This window comes from Neglectibacter caecimuris (genome assembly GCF_034335015.1).
Classification (GTDB): Bacteria; Bacillota; Clostridia; order Oscillospirales; family Acutalibacteraceae; genus Acutalibacter; species Acutalibacter caecimuris_A.
This window is the reverse complement of sequence record NZ_JAWXXK010000003.1, coordinates 131,092-154,445: the sequence shown is the minus strand read 5'-3', so window position 1 is coordinate 154,445 and position 23,354 is coordinate 131,092. Positions and strand designations below refer to the sequence as shown.

The following is a 23,354-nucleotide window of genomic DNA, read 5'->3' as shown; positions in this document are numbered from 1 at the left end:
TGTGGGTATGAGGCCTCTGGAAGAATATGAAGCCCTGATCGGCTACCGGTTTCGGGACAGAACGCTGCTGGAAACAGCGCTGACCCATTCCTCCTATGCCAATGAAAAAAAGTGCAGAAGCTACGAGCGCCTGGAATTTTTAGGAGATTCCGTGCTGGGCTTTTTGACGGCGGAATATCTGTTTTCCCATTTTCCCCAGCTGCCGGAGGGAGAGCTGACAAAAACCAGAGCTTCTCTGGTATGCGAGCGATCTCTATGCGGCTTTTCCAAGGAGCTGCAGATCGGAAGCTTCCTGCGGCTGAGCCATGGGGAAATGAATTCCGGCGGCAGGGAACGCCCCAGTATTCTGGCGGACGTGTTTGAATCCACCGTGGCCGCCATTTATCGGGACAGCGGCAGCCTGGAGGAGGCGAAGAAATTCGTTCTGCGCTTTATCGCCCCGGCGGCAAAATCTCAAAACACCAAGCCTTTTAAGGACTATAAAACCAATTTGCAGGAGATCATTCAGCAAAACCCGGAGGAGCATCTGGAATATGTGGTGACCGGGGAAAGCGGGCCGGATCACAACAAGCATTTTGTGGTGGAGGTCCACCTGAACAGCAATGTGATCGGCAAGGGCGGCGGGCGAAGCAAAAAGGAAGCGGAGCAGCAGGCCGCCCGGGAAGCATTGGAGCTGATGGGCTATTGAAGCATTCCAATCTGGCTTTTTTCGTGCCCCACCTGGGCTGTCCCCGGCGGTGCAGCTTCTGCGATCAGAACGCCATTACAGGCGGCGCGAAGCAGCCCGCGCCCCAGGAGGTGCTGGAAACCTCCCGGCGGGCGGCAAAAGAGCTTGGAGATAAGGTACAGGAAACACAGCTCGCCTTTTTCGGCGGCAGCTTTACCGCCATTCCCAGAGAAGTGATGGTGCCGCTGCTGGAAGCGGCACGGGAAGCGGTCAAGAACTATGGCTTTCAGGGGATCCGCTGTTCCACCAGGCCGGACGCTATCGACCGGGAAACCCTGGAGCTTCTTGCCCGGTACGATGTGAAGGCCGTGGAGTTGGGGGCCCAGTCCATGGACGACAGGGTGCTGCGGCTGAACCGCAGGGGCCATACCGCCGCTCAAACGGAGGAGGCGGCGGGGCTGATCCGGGAATTCGGCATGGAGCTTGGCCTGCAAATGATGATCGGGCTCTATGGCGATACGGAGGAAACCGCTTTGGCGACGGCCGAAAGCTTTATTGTCATGGGGGCGGATACCGCCCGGATCTATCCCACCGTGGTGCTGCCCGGCACCTGGCTTGCCCAGCTGTATCAAGCGGGGGAATACCGGCCCCAGACCCTGGAGGAAGCGGTAAGGCTTTGCGCCCGGCTGCTGCCCCTGCTGGAGGGCGCGGGCGTGCGGGTGATCCGTATGGGTCTTCACGCGGAGCGGGAAATGCAGGAAAAAATACTGGCGGGGCCTTACCACCCGGCTTTCCGGGAGCTTGTGCTCAGCAGAATGTTTTTGGAGCGGCTGATGGGGGAGCTTTCCGCAGTCCAGCCGGGAGAATATACGGTAAGGGTGCACCCCAAAAGCATTTCCGTGGCCTTGGGGGAGAAGAAAAGCAATGTGGAGCATTTGAAAAACAGGGGATATGGTGTTATCTTTTGTCAAGACGGCAGTGTAGAACGGAATGGGTTTCTCATAGAAAAGGGATCAAGTGAACAGAGAACGGGAGAGAGCATATGATACTGAAATCTTTGGAGCTGCAGGGGTTTAAGACCTTCCCGGATAAAACCACCCTGTCCTTTGAGCAGGGGGTCACCTCGGTGGTGGGGCCCAACGGCAGCGGAAAAAGCAATATCAGCGACGCCATTCGGTGGGTGCTGGGGGAACAGTCTGTCCGTTCCCTGCGATGCTCTAAAATGGAGGACGTGATCTTCGGCGGCACTCCCATGCGAAAGGCCATGGGCTACGCGGAGGTCACGCTGACCATCGATAACGGAGACAGGCGGCTGCCCTTTGACGATGATACGGTGGCGGTCACCCGGCGGTATTACCGCTCCGGGGAAAGCGAGTATCTCATCAACAAGGCCTCGGTGCGCCTGCGGGACGTAAACGAGCTGTTTATGGATACGGGCCTGGGACGAGACGGCTATTCCATCATAGGGCAGGGCAAGATCGACAGCATTGTAGCCGCCCGGTCCGAGGACCGCCGGGAGATTTTCGAGGAGGCGGCGGGCATTTCCCGCTACCGCTACCGCAAGGAGGAATCGGAGCGCAGGCTTCAGAAGGCCGAGGAAAACCTGGTGCGCCTCCGGGATATTCTGGGCGAGTTGGAGGAACGGGTAGAGCCCCTGCGCATTCAGGCGGAAAAGGCGGAAAAATTTATTGCCTACGATGAGGAAAAGAAGGGTCTGGAGATCGGCATTTGGCTGGAAACCCTGAACCGCTCCGGAAAAACCCTGCGGGAGCACGAGGAAAAAATCGCCCTGGCAAAAGCAAGGCACGAGGAGATCGAAGGGGAAGTGGAGAAGATCTCCGCCCGGATCGAAGAGAATTTCCGGGAAACGGGCGGCTGCACCGGAGAGATGGAGCAGGTGCGCGGGGAAGCGGCGGCGCTGGACGAACAGGCTGTGCGCACCGAGGGTGAGATCGACCTTTTGAAAAACGATATCGAGCACGACCGCCGGGATATGGAGCGGCTGGAGGAGCAGATCGGCGAAGCGAAGGAATCCGATGAGGCCATCGACCGGGAAATCGCCGGGAAGCGGCAGGAATTGGAGGAAAAGGCCCAAAGGATCGAAGAAAGCCGCGACAAGCTGGTTTCCTATACAGAGCGGCTGGAACAGCTGCGCCAGGGAGCGGACGAGGCTACCCGGCAAATCGAGCAGGCCGCTGTGGAGGCGGCCCAGCGAAACTCCACTCTTTCGGAAGAGCGCGTTCGGCTTTCCTCCACCCAGTCCTCCATGGCGGAGATCCGCCTGCGGAGCGGCGCGGTGGAGGAAGGCGTTCAAAAGGCCCGGGAGAAGGAAGCCGCCGCCCAAAAGGAAGCGGAGGAGCTGCGGCAGATGCTGGAAGATACCGAGGCCGCCATTGCCGCCGGGGAAAACACCGTAAAGGGGTACGAGCTCAGGCTGGAGACCCGGCGAAAAAAAGCCATGGAAGCCAAGGAGGGCTGGGATAAGCTGACCCTGGACGCCAATGAGCAGCTGCGCCGGGCCCGGCTTCTGGAGGATCTGGAGCGAAACCTGGAGGGCTTTGCCCAAAGCGTAAAGGCTGTAATGAAGGAGGCTGGCCGGGGGATCCTTTCCGGTATCTGCGGCCCGGTCTCCCGCATTTTGAAGGTGCCGGGGGAATACGCCGTGGCGCTGGAAACCGCCCTGGGCGGGGCCATGCAAAACATTGTGGTGGAAACGGAGCAGGACGCCAAAAGCGCCATTAACCTGTTAAAGCAGCGGGATCTGGGCCGGGCCACCTTTTTGCCCCTTACCACTATTCGGGGCAATGTGCTGGAAGAAAAGGAAATGGAGGAAATGCCGGGCTTTGTAGGCATTGCTTCCCGGCTGTGCGGCTGCGAGGCAAAGTATGACGGCATTCGGGATTCTCTGTTGGGCCGGGTAGCGGTGGCGGAGGATCTGGACAGCGCCGTCGCCATTGCCAAGCGGACGAAATACCGGTTCCGCATCGTCAGCCTGGACGGCCAGGTGGTAAACGCCGGCGGTTCCTTGACCGGCGGTTCCCGGGCCAAGAATTCCGGTCTTTTAAGCCGCGCCTCGGAGATTCAGCGGGTGCGGGAAAAGGCCGCCGCCCTGCAAAAAAAGGCCGAAGAGGCCCAGACGGCTTGGAAGGAGAGGCAAACAGAGCTTTCCTCCGGCGAAGCCGAGCTGGAGGCGGCAAAGGGCGAGCTGATCGGGCGGCAGGAGGAGCGCATCAAGATCGCGGCGGAATGCTCCAGAAACCAGCGGGAGCTGGAAGCTGTGCGGGAGGAAATTTCCGGCTTGGAGCGGGAAAAAACCGATTCCGCCGGGCGGCTCCGGGAGCTGGAAAGCCAGGAAAAAGCTGCCCTTGCGACCATACAGGAGCTGACCCGCCAGGCCGAGGAGGCCGAGGCGGAAAGCAGCAAGCTCACCGGAGACAGAGAAGAGCAAATGGCTCGGTGCGACGATATTTCCCGTACCATTCAGGAGATCCGCCTAAGCGAATTTTCCGCCCAAAAGGATAAAGAGGCCCTGGAGACCGCCATCGAAGGCCTGCGGGCCAGAAAGCTGGATTCCGTCGGAACAGCGGAAAAGCTCCGCCTGGAGATCGAGGCCTTGCAGCAGCGCACGGCGGAACTGGAGCGGCAGATCGGGGACTGTCAGGAAAAGGCCCAGGCTCTTCGCCGGGGGGCCGAAGAAAAGCGGCAGAGCATCACGGCCATTGCGGAAAAACGTGCCGCGCTGGAAAAAGAGGCCGGAGAACTGCGCACGAAGGAACGGGAGATCGGCCTGGAGCGGGAAAATATCGGCCACGAGCTTGCCAGGCTTCAGGAGCGCTCCGACAGCTTGCAAAAGGAATACGACACCATTCTGACCCGGCTGTGGGAGGAATACGAGCTGACCCGCCGGGAGGCCGAAGAGGTGGGCGCAAAGATTGAAGACCTGGCTTCTGCCCAGCGCACCCTGGCAGACCTGAAAAACAGGATCCGCGCGTTGGGCGTGGTGAACGTCGGAGCCGTGGTGGAATATAAGGAAGTGTCAGAGCGGTACGAGTTCTTGAAAACACAGATCGGCGATGTGGAAAAATCCAAAGCGGAGCTGCTTTCCCTCATCGATGACCTGACAAAGCATATGCGGGAGCAGTTTACCCTGCGGTTCGCGGAAATCAACTCCCATTTCGGCTCCATTTTCCGGGAGCTGTTCGGCGGCGGCGCGGCGGAGCTTTCCTTCACCGACGCGGAGGACGTACTGCGCTCCGGCATTGAGATCAAGGTGCACCCGCCCGGAAAGATCGTCACCCATATCGAATCCCTTTCCGGCGGAGAAAAGGCACTGGTGGCCATTTCCATCTACTTCGCCATCATGCGGGTCAATCCACCGCCCTTCTGCGTGCTGGACGAAATCGAAGCGGCGCTGGACGATGTGAATGTGAACCGCTTTGCCCAATACTTACGCAGAATGAGCGGAAACTCCCAATTTATTGCCATCACCCACCGCCGGGGCACCATGGAAGGCAGCGATATGCTCTACGGCGTGACCATGCAGGATGAGGGTATTTCCAAGCTCCTGGCTTTGAAAACCGAGGAAGCGGCGGAGTTTGGGACGTAAGTTGTGAGTCGTTACTTGTTAGAGAAGGGCAATTAGCAATGAGCAATTAGGAATGAGCAATTAGGAATGAGCAATTAGGAAGAGCAAGGGAAGAGTTCAGTAAATTGGAATTTGGCGGCGAACCGCATACTTTCTATCTGTCATTCTGAACGAAGTGAAGAATCTCGTCCTTGACCTTTTACCAAGAATTAAGGGCGAGATTCTTCGCCTACGGCTCAGAATGACAGTGGGGGGCGGGGGAACTATGTACTAAACTATAATTTTTTGAAGAACAAGTTGTTAGCTATTAGAGAAAAAACAAAGAATCCCCGAGCTGGGAAAGGAAAAATCATTATGGCGTTTGATTTTAAGAAGGAGCTAAAGGAATTTTATCAGCCGAAGGATCGTCCTGAGATCGTTACGGTTCCCAGGGCAAGCTATATCGCCGTGCGGGGGCAGGGAGATCCCAATGAAGAGGGGGGCGCTTATCAGCAGGCGATCAGCGTGTTATACGCGGTTGCCTATACGCTGAAAATGAGTCCGAAGTCCGGCTATTCCATGGAAGGTTTTTTCGACTACGTGGTTCCGCCGCTGGAGGGCTTTTGGCGGCAGGAAGACGGGAAGGACGTAGATTATCGCAAAAAAGATCAATTTCACTGGATCTCCGTGATCCGGCTGCCGGAGTTTGTCACAGAGAAGGACTTCCAGTGGGCGGTGGGAACGGCCGCAAAAAAGAAAAAGCTGGATTGTTCGGCGGCGGAATTTTTTACTGTGGAGGAAGGGCTTTGTGTACAAATGATGCACCTGGGGCCCTTTGACGAGGAGCCCGCCAGCGTTGCGAAGATGGACGCCTATTTGAAGGAGCATGGATACGAAAACGATCTCAGTGCCCTGCGGCTTCACCACGAGATATATCTGTCAGACGCGCGTAAGGTACCGCCTGAGAAGTGGAGAACTGTCATTCGTCACCCCATCAGGCAAGGCTAACGATATTACCTGTTCAAAATTAAGAAAGGCGGCAGAGTATGGGCTTTTTTGAAAAAATCCGGGACGGCCTGAAAAAAACAAGAGACAACATCAGCGGGCAGATCACCCAGATGGTGAATTCCTTCACCAAAATCGACGAGGAGCTGTTTGAAGAGCTGGAAGAGCTGCTGGTCATGGGAGACGTGGGGGTGGAGACCTCGGTCTTCATCACCGGGGAGCTGCGGAAAAAGATCAAGGAAAAGGGGATCACCGATCCTGCCCAGATCATGGCGGAGCTGCAGGAGACCGTGCAGGAGCTGCTCAGCGGAGACGATGCCCTGCACCTTTCCACAAGGCCTTCTGTGATCCTGGTCATAGGGGTCAACGGCGTGGGCAAAACCACCACCATCGGCAAGCTGGCCGCCCGGCTGAAGGCGGAAGGGAAATCCGTGATCCTGGGGGCTGCCGACACCTTCCGTGCCGCCGCCATCGAGCAGCTGGAGGTATGGGCCCAGCGGGCGGAGGTGCCCCTGATCAAGCACGGGGAAGGGGCCGACCCCGCCGCCGTGGTATTCGATACCATCTCCGCCGCCAAGGCAAGGGGCTGCGATGTGGTGATCTGCGATACTGCCGGGCGGCTGCACAATAAGAAAAACCTCATGGACGAGCTGGCGAAGATTTCCCGGATCATTGACCGGGAGCTGCCGGGGTGCGACCGGGAAACGCTTTTGGTGCTGGACGCCGCCACGGGCCAGAACGCGGTGAACCAGGCCAGAGAATTTCAAAGCGCCGCGGGGATCACCGGCATCGTGCTGACAAAGCTGGACGGCACGCCCAAGGGCGGTGTGGTGCTTCCCATCAAGAAGGATCTGGGCCTTTCTGTAAAATTCATCGGCGTAGGGGAGCAGGTGGACGACCTGCAGCCCTTTGACGCCGCCGCCTTTACAAGCGCCCTGTTCGATACCGGAGAGGTTTTGCCCCAGGAGGAAGCGGCAGCGGCTTCACAGCCGGAGGCTCTTCCCCAAGAAGCGCCCCCCGTGATTCCTGAAGAAGCGCCGGAAGAAAGCGAGGAAGAAAAGCACAAGCGGTTCCGGGCGTTTGCGGAGGAACTGATGGAGCGGCTGGACAAGGGAGAAAGCGTTCAGGAGCTGCTGCCGGAGCTTACCCACTGGCGGGACGACAGAGCGCTGGACCGGGATGACCAGCGTTTGGTGAGAAATCTTTTGCTTACGGTGGAAAATCGGTAAAGGGATCCCGGGAAGGAGAGAGGAAACATGAAATTTGTGATCGCAACGCACAATCCGGGCAAGGTGGTGGAATTCCGGCGGCTGCTGGAGCCCATGGGAATCGAGGTAGTTACGGCGGAGATTTCCGAGCCGGAGGAAACGGGAAAAACCTTCGGAGAAAACGCCTTTCTCAAGGCGGAGGCGGCCTGTAAGGAGACGGGGCTTCCCGCTGTGGCGGACGATTCCGGCCTGTGCGTGGATTTTCTGGACGGCGCGCCGGGCATTTATTCCGCCCGGTTTGCCGAACCCGGCAAGCGCCGGCTGACCTTGCTTCAAAAGCTGGAGGGGGTGCCCGTAGAACAGCGGGGCGCTCACTTTGTAAGCGCCGTGTGCGCGGTGTTTCCCAATGGAGACCGGATCGACGCGGAAGGGAAGTGCTTTGGTACCATTGCCTTTGGATCCCGGGGAGAAAACGGCTTTGGCTACGACTCCATTTTCGAGCAGGAGGGCCGTACCTTCGGGGAAATGAGCGATGAGGAAAAGGACGCCCGCAGTCACCGGGGCTTTGCCTTTTTGGAATTTGAGAAGAAGGTGCGGGAATATTTGAAGGACCATAGTGAAGTATGAAGGGAAGCGGGCAACATGGAGTTTATTGCGAAGGAAAGTATCCGCAGTATGTCAAATCCGGGAGTCGTGTCCAGGCAGCTGTTGAACCCGGATAATTCCTCCAGTACAAGAGTGACGGTCACAGAGGTACATGTGGAGCCGGGCGCAAGCCAGCCGAGGCATGCCCATGAGTCTTCAGAGCAGGCGTGGTACGCGCTGAAGGGCTGCGGCACGCTTTTTGCTTCGGGAAGGGGAGGAAAAGGATTTTCGGGCCGGTGATGTGGTGCGGTTTGCCGAGCGCGAGATCCATGGACTTTCCAACAACAGCGGGGAGGGGTTTGTCTATCTTTCCGTGACGGCGCCGCCGATCCATTTTGGAGCTGCCTACCAAAAGGAAGAATGAATCTAAAGTTATGTAAACTTAAAAAGCGGAGGAACCCATGAAAACCATTTGCGGATTAGATTGTAACGATTGCCCCGGAAAGGAGACCTGCCCGGGTTGTGAGGAAGTCGGCGGTCAGGGAAAATGCGTGATCTATGCCTGTGCCAGCTCCCATACTGGAAACGACTGTGAAAGCTGTCATTATTTTGACGGCGCCTGCCACAGAAAAGAGCGGCTCATTCAGGAATTCAACGACCTTGGGATCAAGGATATGCCAAGGGTGACAGATTTGACCGCCCTGCCCGGCCATTATATCAATTTGGAGTACACTCTGCCCGGCGGGCAGAAAGCAAAACTGTGGGACGATAAGCGGATCTATCTGGGCGCTCAGCTGGAAAAGCCGAATAGCGAACGCTGCTATGGCCTCACCGCCGATGAAAACTATCTGCTGGTCTGCGAATACGGCGAAAACGGCTCTGATCCTGAGATCGTCTGCTACCGGCGGAGAGATAAATGAATTATGTAAACTGAATACGCCCGCTCTCTGTATGGAGCGGGCTCAGAAGGAGAACAGGATGGAACTGAGAAAAGTAGACCTCAGCAATTTGTGGGAGCTTCTTGCCTTGAAGGTCTTGCCGGAGCAGGCGGAGTTTGTAGCGCCCAACGATGGGAGTATTTTGGAAGCTTACGCCACCATCGCTTCCGGATACGTAGCCCAGCCTTTTGGAATTTATGTAAACCAAAAACCGGTGGGCTTTGTCATGTTCGGTTATGGCTCGTTAGGCGATGAGGACGACCCTCCCGTTGCCGAGGGGAATTATTGCCTTTGGCGGTTTATGATCGATCAGGCTCATCAAGGACAGGGCCTGGGGAAACAGGCGCTGGCACTGTGCATTGATTATCTGCGGACGTTCCCCTGCGGCCCGGCGGAATATTGCTGGCTTTCCTACGAGCCGGAAAATCAGCGGGCGAAGGCTCTGTACGAAAAGGCCGGCTTCGCGGAAAACGGTGAGATGTGCGGGGAAGAGATTGTCAGCGTGTTAAAGCTGTGAAGAGAAAGGATTGCTGAATTATGTTAACCAGTAAACAACGGGCGTATTTGCGCTCCTTAGCGGTAAAGGAAGACACCATTTTGATGGTGGGAAAGTCCGGCATGGGGCCGGAGATCGTGAAGCAGGCGGATTCTGCTTTGGAAAAACGGGAGCTCATCAAGGGCCGGGTACTGCCGGACACCTCTCCTGTTTCTTCCAGAGAAGCGGCGGAGGAGCTGGCGGAAAAAACCGAAAGCCAGGTGGTACAGGTCATCGGTTCCCGGTTCGTGCTGTACCGCAGAAAGAAAAAGGACCCGAAAATCGTGCTGCCGAGGTAAAGGAAGACAAACGATGAAGATTATTACCATATGCGGCAGCCTGCGGTTTCAGCAGGAAATGCTGGAAGCCGCCGAAAAGCTGGAGCTGCGGGGAAATTGTGTGCTGGCGCCCATTTACCCTGTAAGGCGGGGAGAAAATGCCTACACGGAGGAAGAACTGTCCACGCTGAACGCCATGCACCGGGAAAAGATCAGGCTGTCCGACGCGGTGTTCGTCGTCAATGTAAACGGCTATATTGGCAGCTCCACGAAAAGCGAAATAGAATTTGCGGAATCTCTTGGAAAGGAGGTGCTTTACTATGCCGGGGGAGAAGAATAAACCGGGGAAAAAGCTGATCCTTCTCCGGGGAAATTCCGGAAGCGGAAAAACTGCCCTTTCAAAGCTCCTGCAGGAAAAATTCGGCCCCAATACCATGCGGATCTCCCACGACATGGTGCGTATGGAGATCCTGCACACTCGGGGGAAAGAGGGCGTGGAAAAATCGGAGCCCCTGATGATCGAGCTGTTGAAATACGGCAGCCTGCATTCGGAAATCACCATTCTGGAGGGAATTTTGCCCGCTGAAGCGTACAAGGGCCTATTCCGGGCCGCTGTGGAGCTGTATGGGAAAAGCAATATCTTCGCCTACTATTACGATCTGCCCTTCGAGGAAACCCTGCGCAGGCATGAAACCAAGCCGAACCGAAACGATTTCGGCGAAGCGGAAATGCGCCGCTGGTGGGTGGGAAGAGACCTGCTGCCCGATCTCACAGAAACGATTTTGACCCAGGAGCTGAGCCTGGAAGAAGCGGCGGAACAGATCGAACAATTAGTTGTTAGAAGTTAGTTGTTAGTCGTTAGAGAAGGGCAATTAGGAATGAGCAGTGAGCAATCAGGAAGGGCAAGGACAGAGCTCGATAAATTGGAATTTAGCGGGCGAGTGCACGGTGCGAAAGCCTCCCCTTGTTTACAAGGGGAGGGGGACCGCCGAACGGCGGTGGAAGGGATAGTCACACGCAGAAAGTGGGATAAAGCCGCTAGTTTCAATCCCCTCAGTCAGCCTTCGGCTGACAGCTCCCCTTACTCGCGTAAGTGGAGCCTAAGGGCGCTAAACTATAGGGAGTCTCTAAAAACTCAGAAAAATGCACTTGTAAATCCTGTAAAAGGCCGATTTTTCTAAATCGTTTTATCGGAACAATGAGTTTTTAGAGGTTACCTATAATTTATCGGAGATCCACGGCGAGAGTGTTCTTCTCTAACAACTAACAACTAACAACTAATAACTAATTACTAATTTCTGGAAGGAGTCCCAAACATGAAGCTTGGCATTTACGGCGGTACGTTTAACCCCATTCATTTGGGGCATCTTCATATCCTGCGGGAATTTATCCGGCGGCTTTCGCTTGACCGGGTGCTGCTGATCCCCGCCCATACGCCGCCGCACAAGCAAGCCCATGCCTTGGCCAGCGGTGAGGACCGGACTGCCATGTGCGCGCTGGCGGCAAGGGAGGTCACGGAGGCCCCTGTGGAGGTTTCTGAGCTGGAGCTGCGGCGGGAGGGCAAAAGCTACACGGCGGACACGCTGGAGGTCCTAAAAGCTCAGTTTCCGGCGGACGAGCTTTACCTGCTGATGGGGGAGGATATGTTTCTTACCATAGATCACTGGTACCGCCCGGAAGCGATTTTTTCCCTGGCGGTGGTGTGCGCCTCTCCCAGAAGCGAGGCGGGGTTTCAAAAGCTGGTGGAGAAAAAGCGGGAATTGGAGCGGCAGTTTGGCGCAAGCTGCCGTGTGGAGAACATTCCGTATTTCCCCGCCTCCTCCACGGAAATCCGGCGTCTGACCGCAGAAGGAAAAGATCTTTCCCGCCTTGTGCCGAAGGAGATCGAGCGATATATCGCGGAACACAGACTGTACAGGGAGGGAGAAGCTTGACCTACAAAGAGTATGAAGCGGAAGTAAAGAAGCATCTTACACCCCAAAGATATTTTCACAGCAAGTGCGTGGCCAAAGAGGCGGCACGGCTGGCGAAGCGGTATGGGGCAGAGGAGGAAAAGGCCCGCATCGCCGGGATCCTGCACGATATTATGAAGGATACGCCGAAGGAAGAGCAGTTGAAAATTCTGCGGGACTTTGGTATAATACTCAGCGAGTCTGAGCTTCAAAACCCAAAGCTGTGGCATTCTCTTTCCGGCGCCGCCTACTGCGAGCATGTGCTGGGCGTTTCCGACCGGGAGGTGCTTTCCGCCATCGCCTGCCATACCAGCGGAAAAAAGGACATGGCGCTGCTTGACAAGGTGCTTTTTGTGGCAGACTATATTTCCGAGGATCGGGACTATCCCGGCGTGAAGGAAATGCGAAAGCTGGCGAAATCCAGCCTGGAGGAAGCTATCATCGAGGGCATCGCCTTTACCGTACAGGAAAAAATGGAACAGCGGCTGCCCCTGGGAGGCGGCTCTATCGAAGCATATAACGACGCGGTGCTGGCACTGCGGGAAAAGGAAACAGGAAAGGAAGAATAACAAAGCTATGACCAGCTTGGAATTGGCAAAAAAGACAGCCGCGATCCTGGATAACAAGAAAGCGGAGCAGATCAATGTTATAAAAATTGAGGATATTTCCAGCCTGGCGGATTATTTCGTCATCGCCAGCGGCGGGAGCTCCACCCACGTGCGCTCCCTTTCGGACGAGCTGGAGGAAAAGCTGAAGGCCGAGGGCGCGGCCCCCGCCCGTGTGGAAGGCTACCGCTCCAATTCCTGGGTCCTGCTGGATTACGGCAGCGTGGTAGTACATGTGTTCACTCAGGAGGCCCGGGACTTTTACGATCTGGACCGCCTGTGGGTGGACGGTAGCAAGGTGGATTGGGAAGAAGAGACACTGGAGTAAACAGAAAGGAGCACTGCATGGAATACAGCCAGAGGGAATTCGTTCTGAAAAACGGAAAAATCTGTTTGATCCGCCGCCCGAAAGCAGAAGATGCGGAGCGCATTGTCCGCTACCAAAGGGAATCCAGCGGCGAAACGCCCTACCTGATTGTAGGGCCGGAGGATATCACCCAGACAATAGAGGAACAGGCGGAGCGGATTGAACGCTGGAACGCTTCCCCGTGTCAGCTTCGGCTGATGGCAGAGGTGGAGGGCGAACTTGCGGGTGTTGCCATTGTATATGGGAGCGGCTTCCAACGCCGCCTGCGCCATCGGTGTACCGTGGACATCACCCTGTATCAGAAATTTTGCGGAATCGGGATCGGCACGGTGCTGCTGGAGGAGCTTTTGAAGGCTGCTGCCGTTGCCGGATATGAGCAGGCGGAACTGGAAGTGGTTTCTGCCAATACCCCGGCCATTGCGCTGTATCAAAAGCTGGGATTCAAGGAAACCGGTGTCGTTCCCTGCGCGCTGAAATATGCAGACGGAAGCTTTGCGGATTTTTTGCTGATGGTTAAGCCCCTGAATTCTGGCACTGCCGGAGAAATACAGAGAAATAACCCCTGAGAGGCGTTTTGCTTTGTAAGGGAGAAAAAAGGAAGATGAAGCATGAAGTACGACCACAAAAGCGTTGAACCCAAATGGCAGAAAAGATGGGAGGAAGCAGGCGTTTTCCATGCGGAAAACGGCTCTGATAAGCCGAAATATTACGCGCTGATCGAGTTCCCCTATCCCTCCGGGCAGGGCCTGCATGTGGGCCACCCCAGGCCCTACACCGCATTGGACGTAGTGGCCAGAAAGCGGCGGATGCAGGGCTATAACGTGCTGTACCCCATCGGCTGGGACGCCTTCGGCCTGCCCGCTGAAAACTATGCCATCAAGAACCATGTGCACCCGGCGGAGATTACCGCGAAGAATATTGCTCATTTCAAGGAGCAGATCCAGTCTCTCGGCATTTCCTTCGACTGGAGCCGGGAGGTCGCCACCACCGACCCGGAGTATTACAAATGGACCCAGTGGATCTTTTTGCAGCTCTACAAGGCGGGGCTTGCCTATAAAAAGGAAATGAACGTGAACTGGTGCACCTCCTGCAAATGCGTGCTGGCCAACGAGGAAGTGGTAAACGGCGTGTGTGAGCGCTGCGGCAGCGAGGTGGTTCACAAGGTGAAAAGCCAGTGGATGCTGAAGATCACCGAATACGCCCAGCGGCTCATCGACGATCTGGAGCTGGTGGATTACCCCGAGCGGGTCAAAACCCAGCAGAAAAACTGGATCGGCCGCTCCACCGGCGCGGAGGTGGATTTTACCACCAGCGCCGGAGACACGCTGACCATCTATACCACCCGTCCCGATACCCTGTACGGCGCCACCTATATGGTCATTTCTCCGGAGCACCCCTATATTGAAAAATGGGCGGACAAGCTTCAGAACATAGACGCCGTGCGGGAATACCAGCAGGCGGCGGCAAAAAAATCCGATTTTGAGCGCACGGAAATGGCAAAGGAAAAAACCGGTGTAAAGCTCCAGGGCGTTACAGCCACAAACCCGGTAAACGGCCGGGAGATTCCCATTTTCATTTCCGATTATGTGCTGGTTTCCTATGGCACCGGGGCCATTATGGCGGTGCCCGCCCACGATACCAGAGACTGGGATTTTGCCAAGAAATTTGATCTGCCCATCATCGAGGTGGTGCAGGGCGGCAATGTGCAGGAGGCCGCCTTTACCGACTGCGAAACCGGAATCATGGTGAATTCCGGGATCCTCGACGGCCTTTCCGTAGAGGAAGCGAAAAAGCGGATCACGGAATTTTTGGAGGAAAAGAGCATCGGCCATGCCAAGGTCAATTATAAGCTTCGCGACTGGGTGTTCTCCCGCCAGCGGTATTGGGGCGAGCCTATTCCCATGGTCTACTGTGAGAAATGCGGCTGGCAGCCCTTGCCGGAAAGCGAGCTGCCCCTGACCCTGCCCCAGGTGGATTCCTACGAGCCCACAGATAACGGAGAATCTCCCCTTTCCAAAATGACGGACTGGGTGAACACCACCTGCCCCCACTGCGGCGGCCCCGCTCAGCGGGAAACGGACACCATGCCCCAGTGGGCCGGTTCCTCCTGGTATTTCCTGCGGTATATGGATCCCCATAACAGGGAAGCCTTTGCTTCCAAAGAGGCGCTGGAGTATTGGTCTCCCATCGATTGGTACAACGGCGGCATGGAGCACACCACCCTGCACCTGCTGTACAGCCGTTTCTGGCATAAATTCCTGTATGACCAGGGCTATGTGCCCACGCCGGAGCCCTATGCCAAGCGCACCAGCCACGGCATGATTCTGGGTGAGGATAACCAGAAAATGAGCAAGTCCCGGGGCAATGTGATAAACCCCGATGATATTGTCAACGAATACGGCGCAGACACCATGCGTCTTTACGAAATGTTTGTAGGCGATTTTGAAAAGGCCGCCCCCTGGAGCAGCGCCGGAGTCAAGGGCTGCCGCCGGTTTGTGGAGCGGTACTGGAATTTGCAGAGCTGCCTGTCTCAGGAAAAGGGCCTTCGCCCGGAGCTGGAAGCCATCTTCCACAAAACCATCAAGAAGGTGGGGGAGGATACCGAGACCCTGAAGTTCAACACCGCCATCGCGGCGCTTATGACCCTGCTGAACGCCATCTCGGAAAAGGGTGATATCACCAGGGAAGAGCTGAAGCTCTTTACTCTGCTGTTAAATCCCTTTGCGCCTCATGTCACAGAGGAAATGTGGCAGCTCTGCGGCCTGGGAGAGGACGGGGCTGCCTTGGTGGCCCAGCAGCCCTGGCCGAAGTATGACGAAGCCAAATGTAAGGAAGATACGGTGGAGATCGTGGTACAGGTCTGCGGTAAGGTTCGTTCCCGCTTGACGGTTTCCGCCGACAGCGGCAAGGAAGAACTCCTTGCCGCGGCAAAGGCCGATGGAAAAATTGCCGCCGAGATCGCTGGAAAGACGATCGTGAAGGAAATCTGCGTTCCCGGCAAACTGGTCAATTTGGTGGTAAAGTAATTACGCAAAGAGAAAAACAAAGGATCCGTCCTTCGGGAGATAGCTCTCCGAAGGGCGGATCTTTTGTTTCTATGAGAAGCTGTCAGGGGGTTCAGCAAACCTGATTTTTCACGGTACCGGAAAGCCAGCTCTTCAGGTTGTCAAAGACGATGGCCGCCCGGCGCTCCAAGGCTTCCCGGGTGGCAAAGGCCACATGGGGCGTCAGAATAGTATTGGGCGCGGCGGTCAGGGGGTGGTCCTTCGGAATCGGCGGTTCCATTTCAAATACATCGATCCCTGCGGCGGCGATCCTGCCCTCTTGCAACAGCTCCGCCAGGGCGGCATTGTCCACAATGGGCCCCCGGGCGGTGTTTATCAGCATGGCGGTGGGCTTCATGCGCTCCAGCTGCTCCCGGCTGATAAGGTTCAGGGTGCGGCTGTTCTGCGGCACATGAATGCTCACAATATCGCTTTGCTCCATCAGATTTTCCAGAGGGAGAAAGGTTACCCCCAGCTGCTCCAGCTCCAGCTTTGCCGTGCGGCTGTGGGCCAGCACCTTCATGCCGAAGGCCAACGCGATGCGGATCACCGCCGTGCCAATTTTTCCGGCGCCCACCACCCCCAGGGTCTTGCCGAAAAGCTCTGTGCCGATCAGGCCTTCCTTGGTGCCTTCCCGGCGGGCGGCACAGTCGCAGGGAAAAAGCCGCCGGGACAGGGCGAGCATCAGGCCGAAGGCAAGCTCGGCCACGGCAATATCGGAATAGCCGGAGGCATTGGAAACGGCGATCCCTTTTTCCTTACAGGCGTCCAGCTCCACATGGTCCACCCCGGTAAAGGCGATATCCAGATACCGAAGCCTCTTTCCAGCATGGATCGCCTCAGCGGGAAAGTGCATGTTTGCCAGCAGAACGGCGTCCGCGTCCTCTACCCGGCGGCAAAGCTCCGCGGTGCTTTCCGGCCTTGCGGAATAAGAAATGAACTCATGGCCCAGCGCACGGATGTCTCCTGCATACTGCTCCAGCAGCTTCGGACTGATGCCCAGAGGTTCCGCCAATACGATTTTCATGGAATGCTCTCCTTCTTTTTGGAAATGTGCAGTCTGTCTGCCACCTATTGTACACCTGACGATAAAAAAGCGCAAATAAAAAAGATAAATTTTGGTTGAATTTTACAGCTCGCCAGTGTATGATGGTAGGAAAGACTTGGGATCGAAAGAAGGCGTGCGGTGTTTTACGGACCGGGCGCACAGAAGGAAGGGAAGCCTGTGAAGCGTTATCTTGCTGTGGATATCGGCGCGTCCTCCGGGCGGCACATTTTGGGCTGGTGGGAAGACGGTGTGCTGAAAACAGAGGAGGTCTACCGTTTTAAAAACGGCGTCGACGAGAAAAACGGCCATTTGGTCTGGAATGTGGAGCGGCTGGAGCGGGAGGTTCGCGCGGGAATTGACGCCGCCCTTGAGAAATGCCCGGAAATCGAGAGCCTTTCCATCGATACCTGGGGAGTGGACTATGTGCTTTTCCGGGGAGACGAGCCGGTGTTTCCCTGCTATGCCTACCGGGACAGCCGCACCGAGGCTGTGATTGAAAAGGTGCACGAAAAAGTACCCTTTGAAGAGCTGTACGCCCGTACCGGCATTCAGTTCCAGCCCTTTAATACCGTCTATCAGCTTTATGCCGACAAGGAGGCGGGACGCTTGGAGGGGGCGGACGGATACCTGATGCTTCCCGAATATCTCATGTGGAGGCTGTGCGGAAAAAAAGCCCACGAGTACACCAACGCCACCACCACCGGCCTTGTCAACGCCGTTTCCGGCGCCTTTGACAAAGTGATCCTGGAAAAGCTGGGCCTGCCTTCGGCGCTTTTCGGAGAGCTTTCCCAGCCGGGGACTGTTTTGGGAGAATACCAGGGGATCGAGGTGATTTTGTGCCCTACTCATGATACCGCTAGCGCGGTAGAGGGAATTCCCATGGAGGAAGAGGGGCTTTTTCTTTCCTCCGGCACCTGGAGTCTTCTGGGGGCGAAGCTTCCCCGGCCCGTTACCACGCCGGAAAGCCTTGCCGCCAATTTCTCCAATGAGGGCGGCGTGGGCTACGTGCGGTATCTGAAAAACATCATGGGCATGTGGATGGCAAATACTCTTCGGGAGGAGCTGTGTCCGGGAAAGCCCTTTCCTGAGCTTCAGCGGGAGGCGGAGGAAAGCGGCTATGAAGGCCTTGTGGACGTGACAAGTCAGAGCTTCCTTGCCCCGAAAAGCATGGAAAGAGCGGTAAAAGCCGCCTTGCTGGAAAACGGCTTTCCGGCGCCCGAAACGGTGGGGGATTATTTCCGCTGCGCCTACCGCTCTCTGGCGATAGGCTATGGAAAGGCCGTGAGAGAGCTGGAAGAGCTTACCGGCAGGCGCTATGAAACGCTGTATATCGTAGGCGGCGGGGCGAAAAATCAGTTTCTGAACGCCCTTACCGAGCAGGAAACCGGAAAGAGGGTGGCGGCCCTTCCCATTGAGGCCACCGCTCTTGGAAATTTGCAATGCCAAATCAAGGCGGCCGACGCCGCCCGAAAATAAAGGAGAGGTTATCATGTCAAATCGTATTGTGTTAAACACCATTTCCCACCATGGAGCCGGGGCCATCGAAAATATCGTTCCCGAGCTGACCGCTCGGAATTATCAAAAGGCTTTTGTCTGTACCGATCCGGATCTTTTGAAATTCAAGGTCGCCCAGAAGGTCACGGAGCTTTTCGACAAGGCCGGCTTTGCCTATGAGGTCTACAGTGATGTAAAGGCCAACCCCACCATTGAAAATGTGCAAAACGGTGTAAAGGCCTATCATCAAAGCGGAGCAGACTGCATTGTGGCCATCGGCGGCGGGTCCGCTATGGATACCGCCAAAGCTATTGGCATCATTGTCAATAACCCGGAATTTGCCGATGTGCGCAGCCTTGAGGGGGTAGCTCCTACGAAGAACCACGCTGTGTTTACCATCGCTGTTCCCACCACAGCCGGTACTGCCGCTGAGGTCACCATCAATTACGTGATCACCGATGTGGAGAAGAAGCGGAAATTTGTCTGTGTAGACGTAAACGATATCCCTGGGGTCGCTGTGGTAGATCCCGATATGATGGCCTCCATGCCCAAGGGCCTTACCGCTGCCACCGGTATGGACGCCCTGACCCACGCCATTGAGGGCTATATCACCAAGGGTGCCTGTGCCATTTCCGATATGTTCCACCTGGAGGCGATCCGGTTGATTTCCCAAAGCCTGCGCGCTGCGGTAAACAACGAGCCCGCCGGGCGCGAGGGTATGGCGCTGGGTCAGTATATTGCGGGCATGGGCTTTTCCAATGTGGGCCTGGGCATCGTGCACAGCATGGCCCACGGCTTGTCCGCCCTGTATGATACTCCCCACGGCGTGGCCTGCGCGATCATTCTGCCCACCGGTCTGGAATACAACAAGAGCGTGGCCGGGTCCCGCTATCGCGCGATAGGCAGGGCCATGGGCGTTGATGGGATCGACGCCATGACGGAAGCGGAGGCCGCCGACGCCGCCATCGCCGCGGTAAAGCAGCTTTCCGCCGATGTGGGAATCCCCGCCGGCCTGCAAGGCATTTTGAAGGAGGAAGACGTTCAGTTCCTGTCCGAAAGCGCCTTTGCGGACGCCTGCTGCCCCGGCAACCCCAGAGATACCAGTGTGGAAGAGATCGCCGCCCTGTACCGCGGTCTGATGTAAAGGAGAAAAAGCATGAGCTTTGAGGAAGCAAAGAAAAAATATAAGGCGCTGGGCGTTGACGCGGAGGCCGCCATCAGGAAGCTGCAAACAGTGCCGGTGTCCCTCCACTGCTGGCAGGGGGACGATGTGCGGGGCTTCGATACCGACCCCACTAAGCCCCTGACCGGCGGCATTCAAACCACTGGCAATTATCCAGGCCGCGCCAGAAACCCGGAGGAGCTGATGGCCGATCTCGACAAGGTGATCTCTCTGGTCCCCGGCAAGGTAAAGCTGAATCTCCACGCCAGCTATGCTATTTTCGAAGAGGGGGAATGGGTGGATCGGGATCAGCTGGAGCCCAGGCATTTTCAAAAATGGGTGGACTTCTGCAAGGAGAGAAAGCTGGGCTGTGATTTTAACCCTACCTTTTTCAGTCACCCAAAGTGCGATCCTTTGACCCTGTCCTCTCCCAACGAGGAGACCAGGAAATTCTGGGTGGAGCACGGCAAGGCCTGCGTCCGCATTTCCCAGTACCTGGCGGAGGAGCTGGGGGAGCCCTGCGTGATGAATATCTGGACGGGCGACGGCTATAAGGATATCCCGGCGGATCGCATCGGACCCCGCCTGCGCTATAAGCAGTCCTTTGATGAGATCCTGTCCGAGCCCTTCGATAAGACTATGGTCTATCCCTGCGCGGAATCCAAGGTGTTCGGCATCGGCGTGGAAAGCTATACCGTTGGCAGCTCCGAGTGGTGCCTGAAGTATGCGTCCGGCCGGGATGACTGCATCTGCCTTTTGGATAACGGCCACTATCACCCCACAGAGCTGGTCAGCGATAAAATTTCCGCCATTCTCGCCTATGACGAGAAGCTGGCGCTGCATGTGACCCGTGGGGTACGTTGGGACAGCGACCATGTGGTATTGTTCGACGATGAAACAAAGGAGATTGCCAGGGAGGTCGTCCGCTGCGGCATTGACCGGGTGTTCCTGGCCCTGGATTATTTTGACGCCTCCGTAAACCGCGTTTCCGCCTGGGCCACGGGCTTCCGCAGCTTCCAAAAGGCGCTGCTGTTTGCCCTGCTGCAGCCGGTGGAGGAGCTGGAGGCCCTCCAGGACAGCGGAAACTTCAGCAAGCTGATGGTAATGCAGGAGGAGCTGAAAACCATGCCCTTCGGCGAGATCTGGGACGAATACTGCCGTGTGTGCGGAAAGCCGCTGGACGGCCAGTGGTATTCCCAGGCGGAGGAATATGAAAAAGAGGTGCTGCGGCATCGCGTTTGACGCGGTGTTTCACAAAGCGAAGAAAGGAATGGTATCGTGAAAAATATTCTGGAAGCGCCCTTTATTACAGAAATGCGGAATACCACCGCCAATATGTACCGCCTGGGCTGGGACGAGAGAAACGGCGGCAATATCAGCTGCCTGCTGGACGAAAAGGAGGCGGGGGAGTATCTGGAGCTGAACTGTGTGCTCCGGGAGATCCCCATCGGATTTGAGGCAAAGCCCTTAGTCGGCAAGCTCTTCCTTGTCACCGGTACGGGAAAATATTTTAAGAATATAAACGATGATCCGGAAAATAACCTGGGCATTATCCGGATCGGGGAAGACGGCAAAACCGCCCAGCTGCTCTGGGGTTATGGAGACGGCGGCAGGTTTACCAGCGAGTTGCCCGCCCACCTGATGAGCCACATGGCGCGCCTGAGCATCGATCCGGAAAACCGGGTGGTCATGCACTGCCACCCCACCTATACGCTGGCCATGAATTTTATTCACGAGCTGGACGAAAAGAAATTCACCCATACCCTGTGGGAAATGTGCACCGAATGCATCGTTGTTTTCCCGGATGGCGTCGGCGTGCTGCCCTGGATGCTTTGCGGCACCAACGCCATTGGGGAAGCCACCGCCGAAAAAATGAAGGAATTTCGCCTGGTGGTCTGGGGCATGCACGGCATTTACGGCGCGGGTAAAACCATGGACGAGACCTTCGGCCTGATCGAAACTGTGGAAAAGGCCGCCCAGATCTATATGCAGATCGCCCACCTTCCCCGAAAAAACACTATCAGGGACACGGAGCTGCAGGAGCTCGCGGAAGCCTTTGGCGTCTCCTACCGCAGAGATTTCCTGGAGCTTTAACTCAAAAGCAGCAGTCCAACGCAATGGCACTTCGGTTTTTTGCTTTTGCATACGTAAAAACGACAAGCCTCTAGTGAAGCTTGTCGTTTTTGTAGTTCCGATGCAAAAAGGATAGCGTATGAAGGACCGTAGTTAAAAATGCAGAAAAATCCTGTGAAGTGGATACGAAAAAGATATACCGGCGCGGAAAAAAGTTCGCGCGCCCAGCAAGCCTGAGTGCGCGAATTAAGTGCAGCGTCACGCTGCTGGCGGAAGCGGTGGGATTCGAACCCACGGTACCGTGAGGTACAACTGATTTCGAGTCAGTCCCGTTATGACCACTTCGATACGCTTCCGGATTATTTTGGAAAGCTTTTTTGCTTTCCTCTTTAACAGAGCTTTTGCCTCTTTTTTCGGAAGAGACAACGATGTTATTCTAGCCCGGAAGGGTGAAAAAGTCAAGTATTTTCCGCAAAAGGTTGACACATATGGGGGATTGAGGGTACAATATGACAGGTAAACGAAAAATTCGACAGGATTGTTTCGCCTTTTGGCGGAGCAATTCATTTTCACGGAAAGGGAGTTGATTTCCGATGAAGCGAAAAATCATTGCTGCAGTATTGTGCGTGCTGCTTATATGCGCCTTTGCCGGTTGTTCTCAGGTGAAGGATATGGTACAGGGGGGAACCGCCGTCGGTGAATACCCTGTGGAGGTAGGCGGCGTGACGATCTCCGGAAAGCCCCAGAAAGCGGTAGTGCTGTCTCCCAGCCTGGCTGATGTGCTGTTGGCTTTGGGGTATGAGACCCAGTTGGCGGCGGGCAGTGAGGAATGCACCCAGGAAAGTTTGCGCTCTTTGACAAAAATAGACGGCAGAGATCCTCAGGCGGTGATCGGCCTGTCCCCCGACCTGGTGCTGGCAGATTCCTTCAGCGACGATATGGCGAACGCGCTGCGTGACGCCAATATTCCCATGCTGGCCCTGACTCCCGCTACGGATCGGGAGGATTTTGAGCGGCTGTATGCTGAAGTCGCTTTGGCCTTTGCCGGCGGCGGTGCGGGAGAAGAGGCCGGAGTGCAGGGCGCTCAGGGCATTTTCACCACTCTGGACGATATCAACCGCATTGTTCCCAAGGAAAAAGTGGCTACCGCCTGCTATTTATACGACTTAAACGGCTCGGCCGTGACCGGGGACATGTTTGGCAGTGTCATTATGAGCTATGCCGGTGTGACCAACGTGTTCAAAAGCCTCAGCGGCGGTTCCTACGATTTCGAGAGCCTGCGAATTTCAAATCCCGATACGATTTTCTGTGTGCCGGGCCTTGCGGAGCAGATCCGGCAGGATCAGCGCTTTGAAAATTTTCAGGCGGTACAAAATAACAAGATCTTTGAGCTGGAGCCCAGCCTGATGGAGTGGCAGGGACGCACGATCGTGACCAGCGCTTATGAGATCAGTGCCGCCTGCTTCCCGGAGCTTTTGGAAAATAATTCCATGACAGTGACAGACCCTACCTCCGGGATCGAATCGGCGGTAAGCTCTGTGATGGCCAGCTCCGGGCTGGAGACAGATACCACCAATTATGAGACCCTTCAGCAGGGCGACCAAAACGAAGAGGTACTGAAATTACAGACCCGGCTGGATACGCTGGGGTATTTGGATACAGAATACGACGGACATTATGGGGAGTATACCGCCCAGTGTGTCAGTGAATTCCAGCAGGCAAACGGCCTGGAGGAAACGGGAATTGCCGATGCCGAAACCCAGCGCAAGCTTTATGCCAAGGATGCGAAGTCCAAGAACGCGGAATGACGTGATGGGCTTTTGTCTTCC

22 protein-coding genes, 1 tRNA gene and 1 pseudogene are annotated in these 23,354 nt (G+C 56.1%); 22 read left to right on the top strand and 2 right to left on the bottom strand.

All coding sequences use genetic code 11. The features are described 5' to 3' along the window. Positions 1–7 precede the first annotated feature (7 nt). The 17 genes and pseudogenes from rnc (at position 8) to leuS (ending at position 15,730) form a co-directional block, all read left to right on the top strand. Complete coding sequence (rnc, locus tag U8T64_RS03895) at positions 8–688, top strand: ribonuclease III (protein WP_322181141.1); 681 nt, start codon at positions 8–10, stop codon at positions 686–688. Next, the gene (locus U8T64_RS03890) at positions 685–1,713 is read left to right on the top strand and encodes an elongator complex protein 3 (RefSeq protein ID WP_322181139.1); all 1,029 of its coding nucleotides are present in this window, start codon (positions 685–687) and stop codon (positions 1,711–1,713) included. Before rnc ends, U8T64_RS03890 begins: the two co-directional genes overlap by 4 nt. Further along, entirely contained in the window at positions 1,710–5,273 is a 3,564-nt protein-coding gene (gene smc, locus U8T64_RS03885; RefSeq protein ID WP_322181138.1) for a chromosome segregation protein SMC, read from the top strand. Before U8T64_RS03890 ends, smc begins: the two co-directional genes overlap by 4 nt. 333 nt (positions 5,274–5,606) lie before the next feature. Beyond that, on the top strand, positions 5,607–6,239 hold the full coding sequence (locus U8T64_RS03880) for a GyrI-like domain-containing protein (RefSeq protein ID WP_322181136.1): 633 nt from the start codon (positions 5,607–5,609) through the stop codon (positions 6,237–6,239). 38 nt (positions 6,240–6,277) lie between these two features. Continuing rightward, positions 6,278–7,180, top strand: a pseudogene (gene ftsY, locus U8T64_RS03875) (signal recognition particle-docking protein FtsY); the annotation flags it as partial. Between the two features lie 312 nt (positions 7,181–7,492). Further along, entirely contained in the window at positions 7,493–8,071 is a 579-nt protein-coding gene (gene rdgB / locus U8T64_RS03870; RefSeq protein ID WP_322181134.1) for an RdgB/HAM1 family non-canonical purine NTP pyrophosphatase, read from the top strand. A gap of 217 nt (positions 8,072–8,288) precedes the next feature. Then, positions 8,289–8,453, top strand: a complete 165-nt coding sequence (locus tag U8T64_RS03865; RefSeq protein WP_322181132.1) for a cupin domain-containing protein — start codon at positions 8,289–8,291, stop codon at positions 8,451–8,453. A gap of 37 nt (positions 8,454–8,490) precedes the next feature. Then, positions 8,491–8,949, top strand: a complete 459-nt coding sequence (locus U8T64_RS03860) for a DUF3795 domain-containing protein (RefSeq protein WP_322181130.1) — start codon at positions 8,491–8,493, stop codon at positions 8,947–8,949. Between the two features lie 58 nt (positions 8,950–9,007). Continuing rightward, positions 9,008–9,484, top strand: a complete 477-nt coding sequence (locus U8T64_RS03855; RefSeq protein WP_322181128.1) for a GNAT family N-acetyltransferase — start codon at positions 9,008–9,010, stop codon at positions 9,482–9,484. Between the two features lie 20 nt (positions 9,485–9,504). Beyond that, complete coding sequence (locus tag U8T64_RS03850; RefSeq protein ID WP_322181126.1) at positions 9,505–9,801, top strand: YhbY family RNA-binding protein; 297 nt, start codon at positions 9,505–9,507, stop codon at positions 9,799–9,801. Positions 9,802–9,814: 13 nt separating this feature from the next. Next, positions 9,815–10,120 (top strand): hypothetical protein, encoded by a 306-nt coding sequence (locus U8T64_RS03845; RefSeq protein WP_322181125.1) that lies wholly within the window; start codon positions 9,815–9,817, stop codon positions 10,118–10,120. Next, complete coding sequence (locus tag U8T64_RS03840; RefSeq protein WP_322181123.1) at positions 10,101–10,628, top strand: zeta toxin family protein; 528 nt, start codon at positions 10,101–10,103, stop codon at positions 10,626–10,628. Before U8T64_RS03845 ends, U8T64_RS03840 begins: the two co-directional genes overlap by 20 nt. Before the next feature lie 468 nt (positions 10,629–11,096). Further along, positions 11,097–11,714: a nicotinate (nicotinamide) nucleotide adenylyltransferase gene (gene nadD / locus U8T64_RS03835; protein ID WP_322181121.1), complete on the top strand. Its 618-nt coding sequence runs from the start codon at positions 11,097–11,099 to the stop codon at positions 11,712–11,714. Further along, positions 11,711–12,301 (top strand): bis(5'-nucleosyl)-tetraphosphatase (symmetrical) YqeK, encoded by a 591-nt coding sequence (gene yqeK, locus U8T64_RS03830; protein ID WP_322181119.1) that lies wholly within the window; start codon positions 11,711–11,713, stop codon positions 12,299–12,301. The genes nadD and yqeK overlap by 4 nt, the downstream gene beginning before the upstream one ends. A 7-nt stretch (positions 12,302–12,308) precedes the next feature. Further along, positions 12,309–12,665: a ribosome silencing factor gene (gene rsfS / locus U8T64_RS03825; protein ID WP_322181117.1), complete on the top strand. Its 357-nt coding sequence runs from the start codon at positions 12,309–12,311 to the stop codon at positions 12,663–12,665. A 17-nt stretch (positions 12,666–12,682) separates the two neighbouring features. Beyond that, positions 12,683–13,270, top strand: a complete 588-nt coding sequence (locus tag U8T64_RS03820) for a GNAT family N-acetyltransferase (protein WP_322181115.1) — start codon at positions 12,683–12,685, stop codon at positions 13,268–13,270. 42 nt (positions 13,271–13,312) lie between these two features. Beyond that, positions 13,313–15,730 (top strand): leucine--tRNA ligase, encoded by a 2,418-nt coding sequence (leuS, locus tag U8T64_RS03815; protein ID WP_322181113.1) that lies wholly within the window; start codon positions 13,313–13,315, stop codon positions 15,728–15,730. 91 nt (positions 15,731–15,821) lie between these two features. Here leuS and U8T64_RS03810 read toward each other — a convergent pair whose 3' ends face one another. Continuing rightward, positions 15,822–16,775, bottom strand: a complete 954-nt coding sequence (locus U8T64_RS03810; protein ID WP_322181111.1) for an NAD(P)-dependent oxidoreductase — start codon at positions 16,773–16,775, stop codon at positions 15,822–15,824. A gap of 198 nt (positions 16,776–16,973) precedes the next feature. Here U8T64_RS03810 and U8T64_RS03805 point away from each other — a divergent pair, with 198 nt between their 5' ends. The 4 genes from U8T64_RS03805 to rhaD are packed head-to-tail and all read left to right on the top strand — an operon-like array spanning position 16,974 to position 21,546. Continuing rightward, the gene (locus tag U8T64_RS03805; RefSeq protein ID WP_322181109.1) at positions 16,974–18,272 is read left to right on the top strand and encodes a rhamnulokinase; all 1,299 of its coding nucleotides are present in this window, start codon (positions 16,974–16,976) and stop codon (positions 18,270–18,272) included. A 13-nt stretch (positions 18,273–18,285) separates the two neighbouring features. Beyond that, positions 18,286–19,434 (top strand): lactaldehyde reductase, encoded by a 1,149-nt coding sequence (gene fucO / locus U8T64_RS03800; protein ID WP_322181107.1) that lies wholly within the window; start codon positions 18,286–18,288, stop codon positions 19,432–19,434. 12 nt (positions 19,435–19,446) lie between these two features. Then, positions 19,447–20,694, top strand: coding sequence for an L-rhamnose isomerase (locus U8T64_RS03795; RefSeq protein ID WP_322181105.1), 1,248 nt, complete (start codon positions 19,447–19,449; stop codon positions 20,692–20,694). A 36-nt stretch (positions 20,695–20,730) separates the two neighbouring features. Continuing rightward, complete coding sequence (gene rhaD, locus U8T64_RS03790; RefSeq protein ID WP_322181103.1) at positions 20,731–21,546, top strand: rhamnulose-1-phosphate aldolase; 816 nt, start codon at positions 20,731–20,733, stop codon at positions 21,544–21,546. 246 nt (positions 21,547–21,792) lie between these two features. Here the strand turns inward: rhaD and U8T64_RS03785 are convergent. Then, a tRNA-Ser gene (locus U8T64_RS03785) sits at positions 21,793–21,881 on the bottom strand. A gap of 237 nt (positions 21,882–22,118) precedes the next feature. Between U8T64_RS03785 and U8T64_RS03780 the strand changes: the two genes are divergently transcribed. Continuing rightward, positions 22,119–23,333: a peptidoglycan-binding protein gene (locus tag U8T64_RS03780; protein ID WP_322181101.1), complete on the top strand. Its 1,215-nt coding sequence runs from the start codon at positions 22,119–22,121 to the stop codon at positions 23,331–23,333. The last annotated feature ends 21 nt before the right edge of the window (positions 23,334–23,354 follow it).

Coding starts and splice junctions, on each gene's coding strand:
- nadD (WP_322181121.1), top strand. CDS start 11,097: ATGAAGCTTGGCATTTACGGCGGTACGTTTAACCCCATTCATTTGGGG.
- rnc (WP_322181141.1), top strand. CDS start 8: ATGAGGCCTCTGGAAGAATATGAAGCCCTGATCGGCTACCGGTTTCGG.
- U8T64_RS03780 (WP_322181101.1), top strand. CDS start 22,119: ATGAAGCGAAAAATCATTGCTGCAGTATTGTGCGTGCTGCTTATATGC.
- U8T64_RS03840 (WP_322181123.1), top strand. CDS start 10,101: ATGCCGGGGGAGAAGAATAAACCGGGGAAAAAGCTGATCCTTCTCCGG.
- rsfS (WP_322181117.1), top strand. CDS start 12,309: ATGACCAGCTTGGAATTGGCAAAAAAGACAGCCGCGATCCTGGATAAC.
- U8T64_RS03855 (WP_322181128.1), top strand. CDS start 9,008: ATGGAACTGAGAAAAGTAGACCTCAGCAATTTGTGGGAGCTTCTTGCC.
- fucO (WP_322181107.1), top strand. CDS start 18,286: ATGTCAAATCGTATTGTGTTAAACACCATTTCCCACCATGGAGCCGGG.
- leuS (WP_322181113.1), top strand. CDS start 13,313: ATGAAGTACGACCACAAAAGCGTTGAACCCAAATGGCAGAAAAGATGG.
- U8T64_RS03810 (WP_322181111.1), bottom strand. CDS start 16,775: ATGAAAATCGTATTGGCGGAACCTCTGGGCATCAGTCCGAAGCTGCTG.
- U8T64_RS03845 (WP_322181125.1), top strand. CDS start 9,815: ATGAAGATTATTACCATATGCGGCAGCCTGCGGTTTCAGCAGGAAATG.
- smc (WP_322181138.1), top strand. CDS start 1,710: ATGATACTGAAATCTTTGGAGCTGCAGGGGTTTAAGACCTTCCCGGAT.
- rdgB (WP_322181134.1), top strand. CDS start 7,493: ATGAAATTTGTGATCGCAACGCACAATCCGGGCAAGGTGGTGGAATTC.
- U8T64_RS03880 (WP_322181136.1), top strand. CDS start 5,607: ATGGCGTTTGATTTTAAGAAGGAGCTAAAGGAATTTTATCAGCCGAAG.
- U8T64_RS03795 (WP_322181105.1), top strand. CDS start 19,447: ATGAGCTTTGAGGAAGCAAAGAAAAAATATAAGGCGCTGGGCGTTGAC.
- U8T64_RS03850 (WP_322181126.1), top strand. CDS start 9,505: ATGTTAACCAGTAAACAACGGGCGTATTTGCGCTCCTTAGCGGTAAAG.
- U8T64_RS03820 (WP_322181115.1), top strand. CDS start 12,683: ATGGAATACAGCCAGAGGGAATTCGTTCTGAAAAACGGAAAAATCTGT.
- U8T64_RS03860 (WP_322181130.1), top strand. CDS start 8,491: ATGAAAACCATTTGCGGATTAGATTGTAACGATTGCCCCGGAAAGGAG.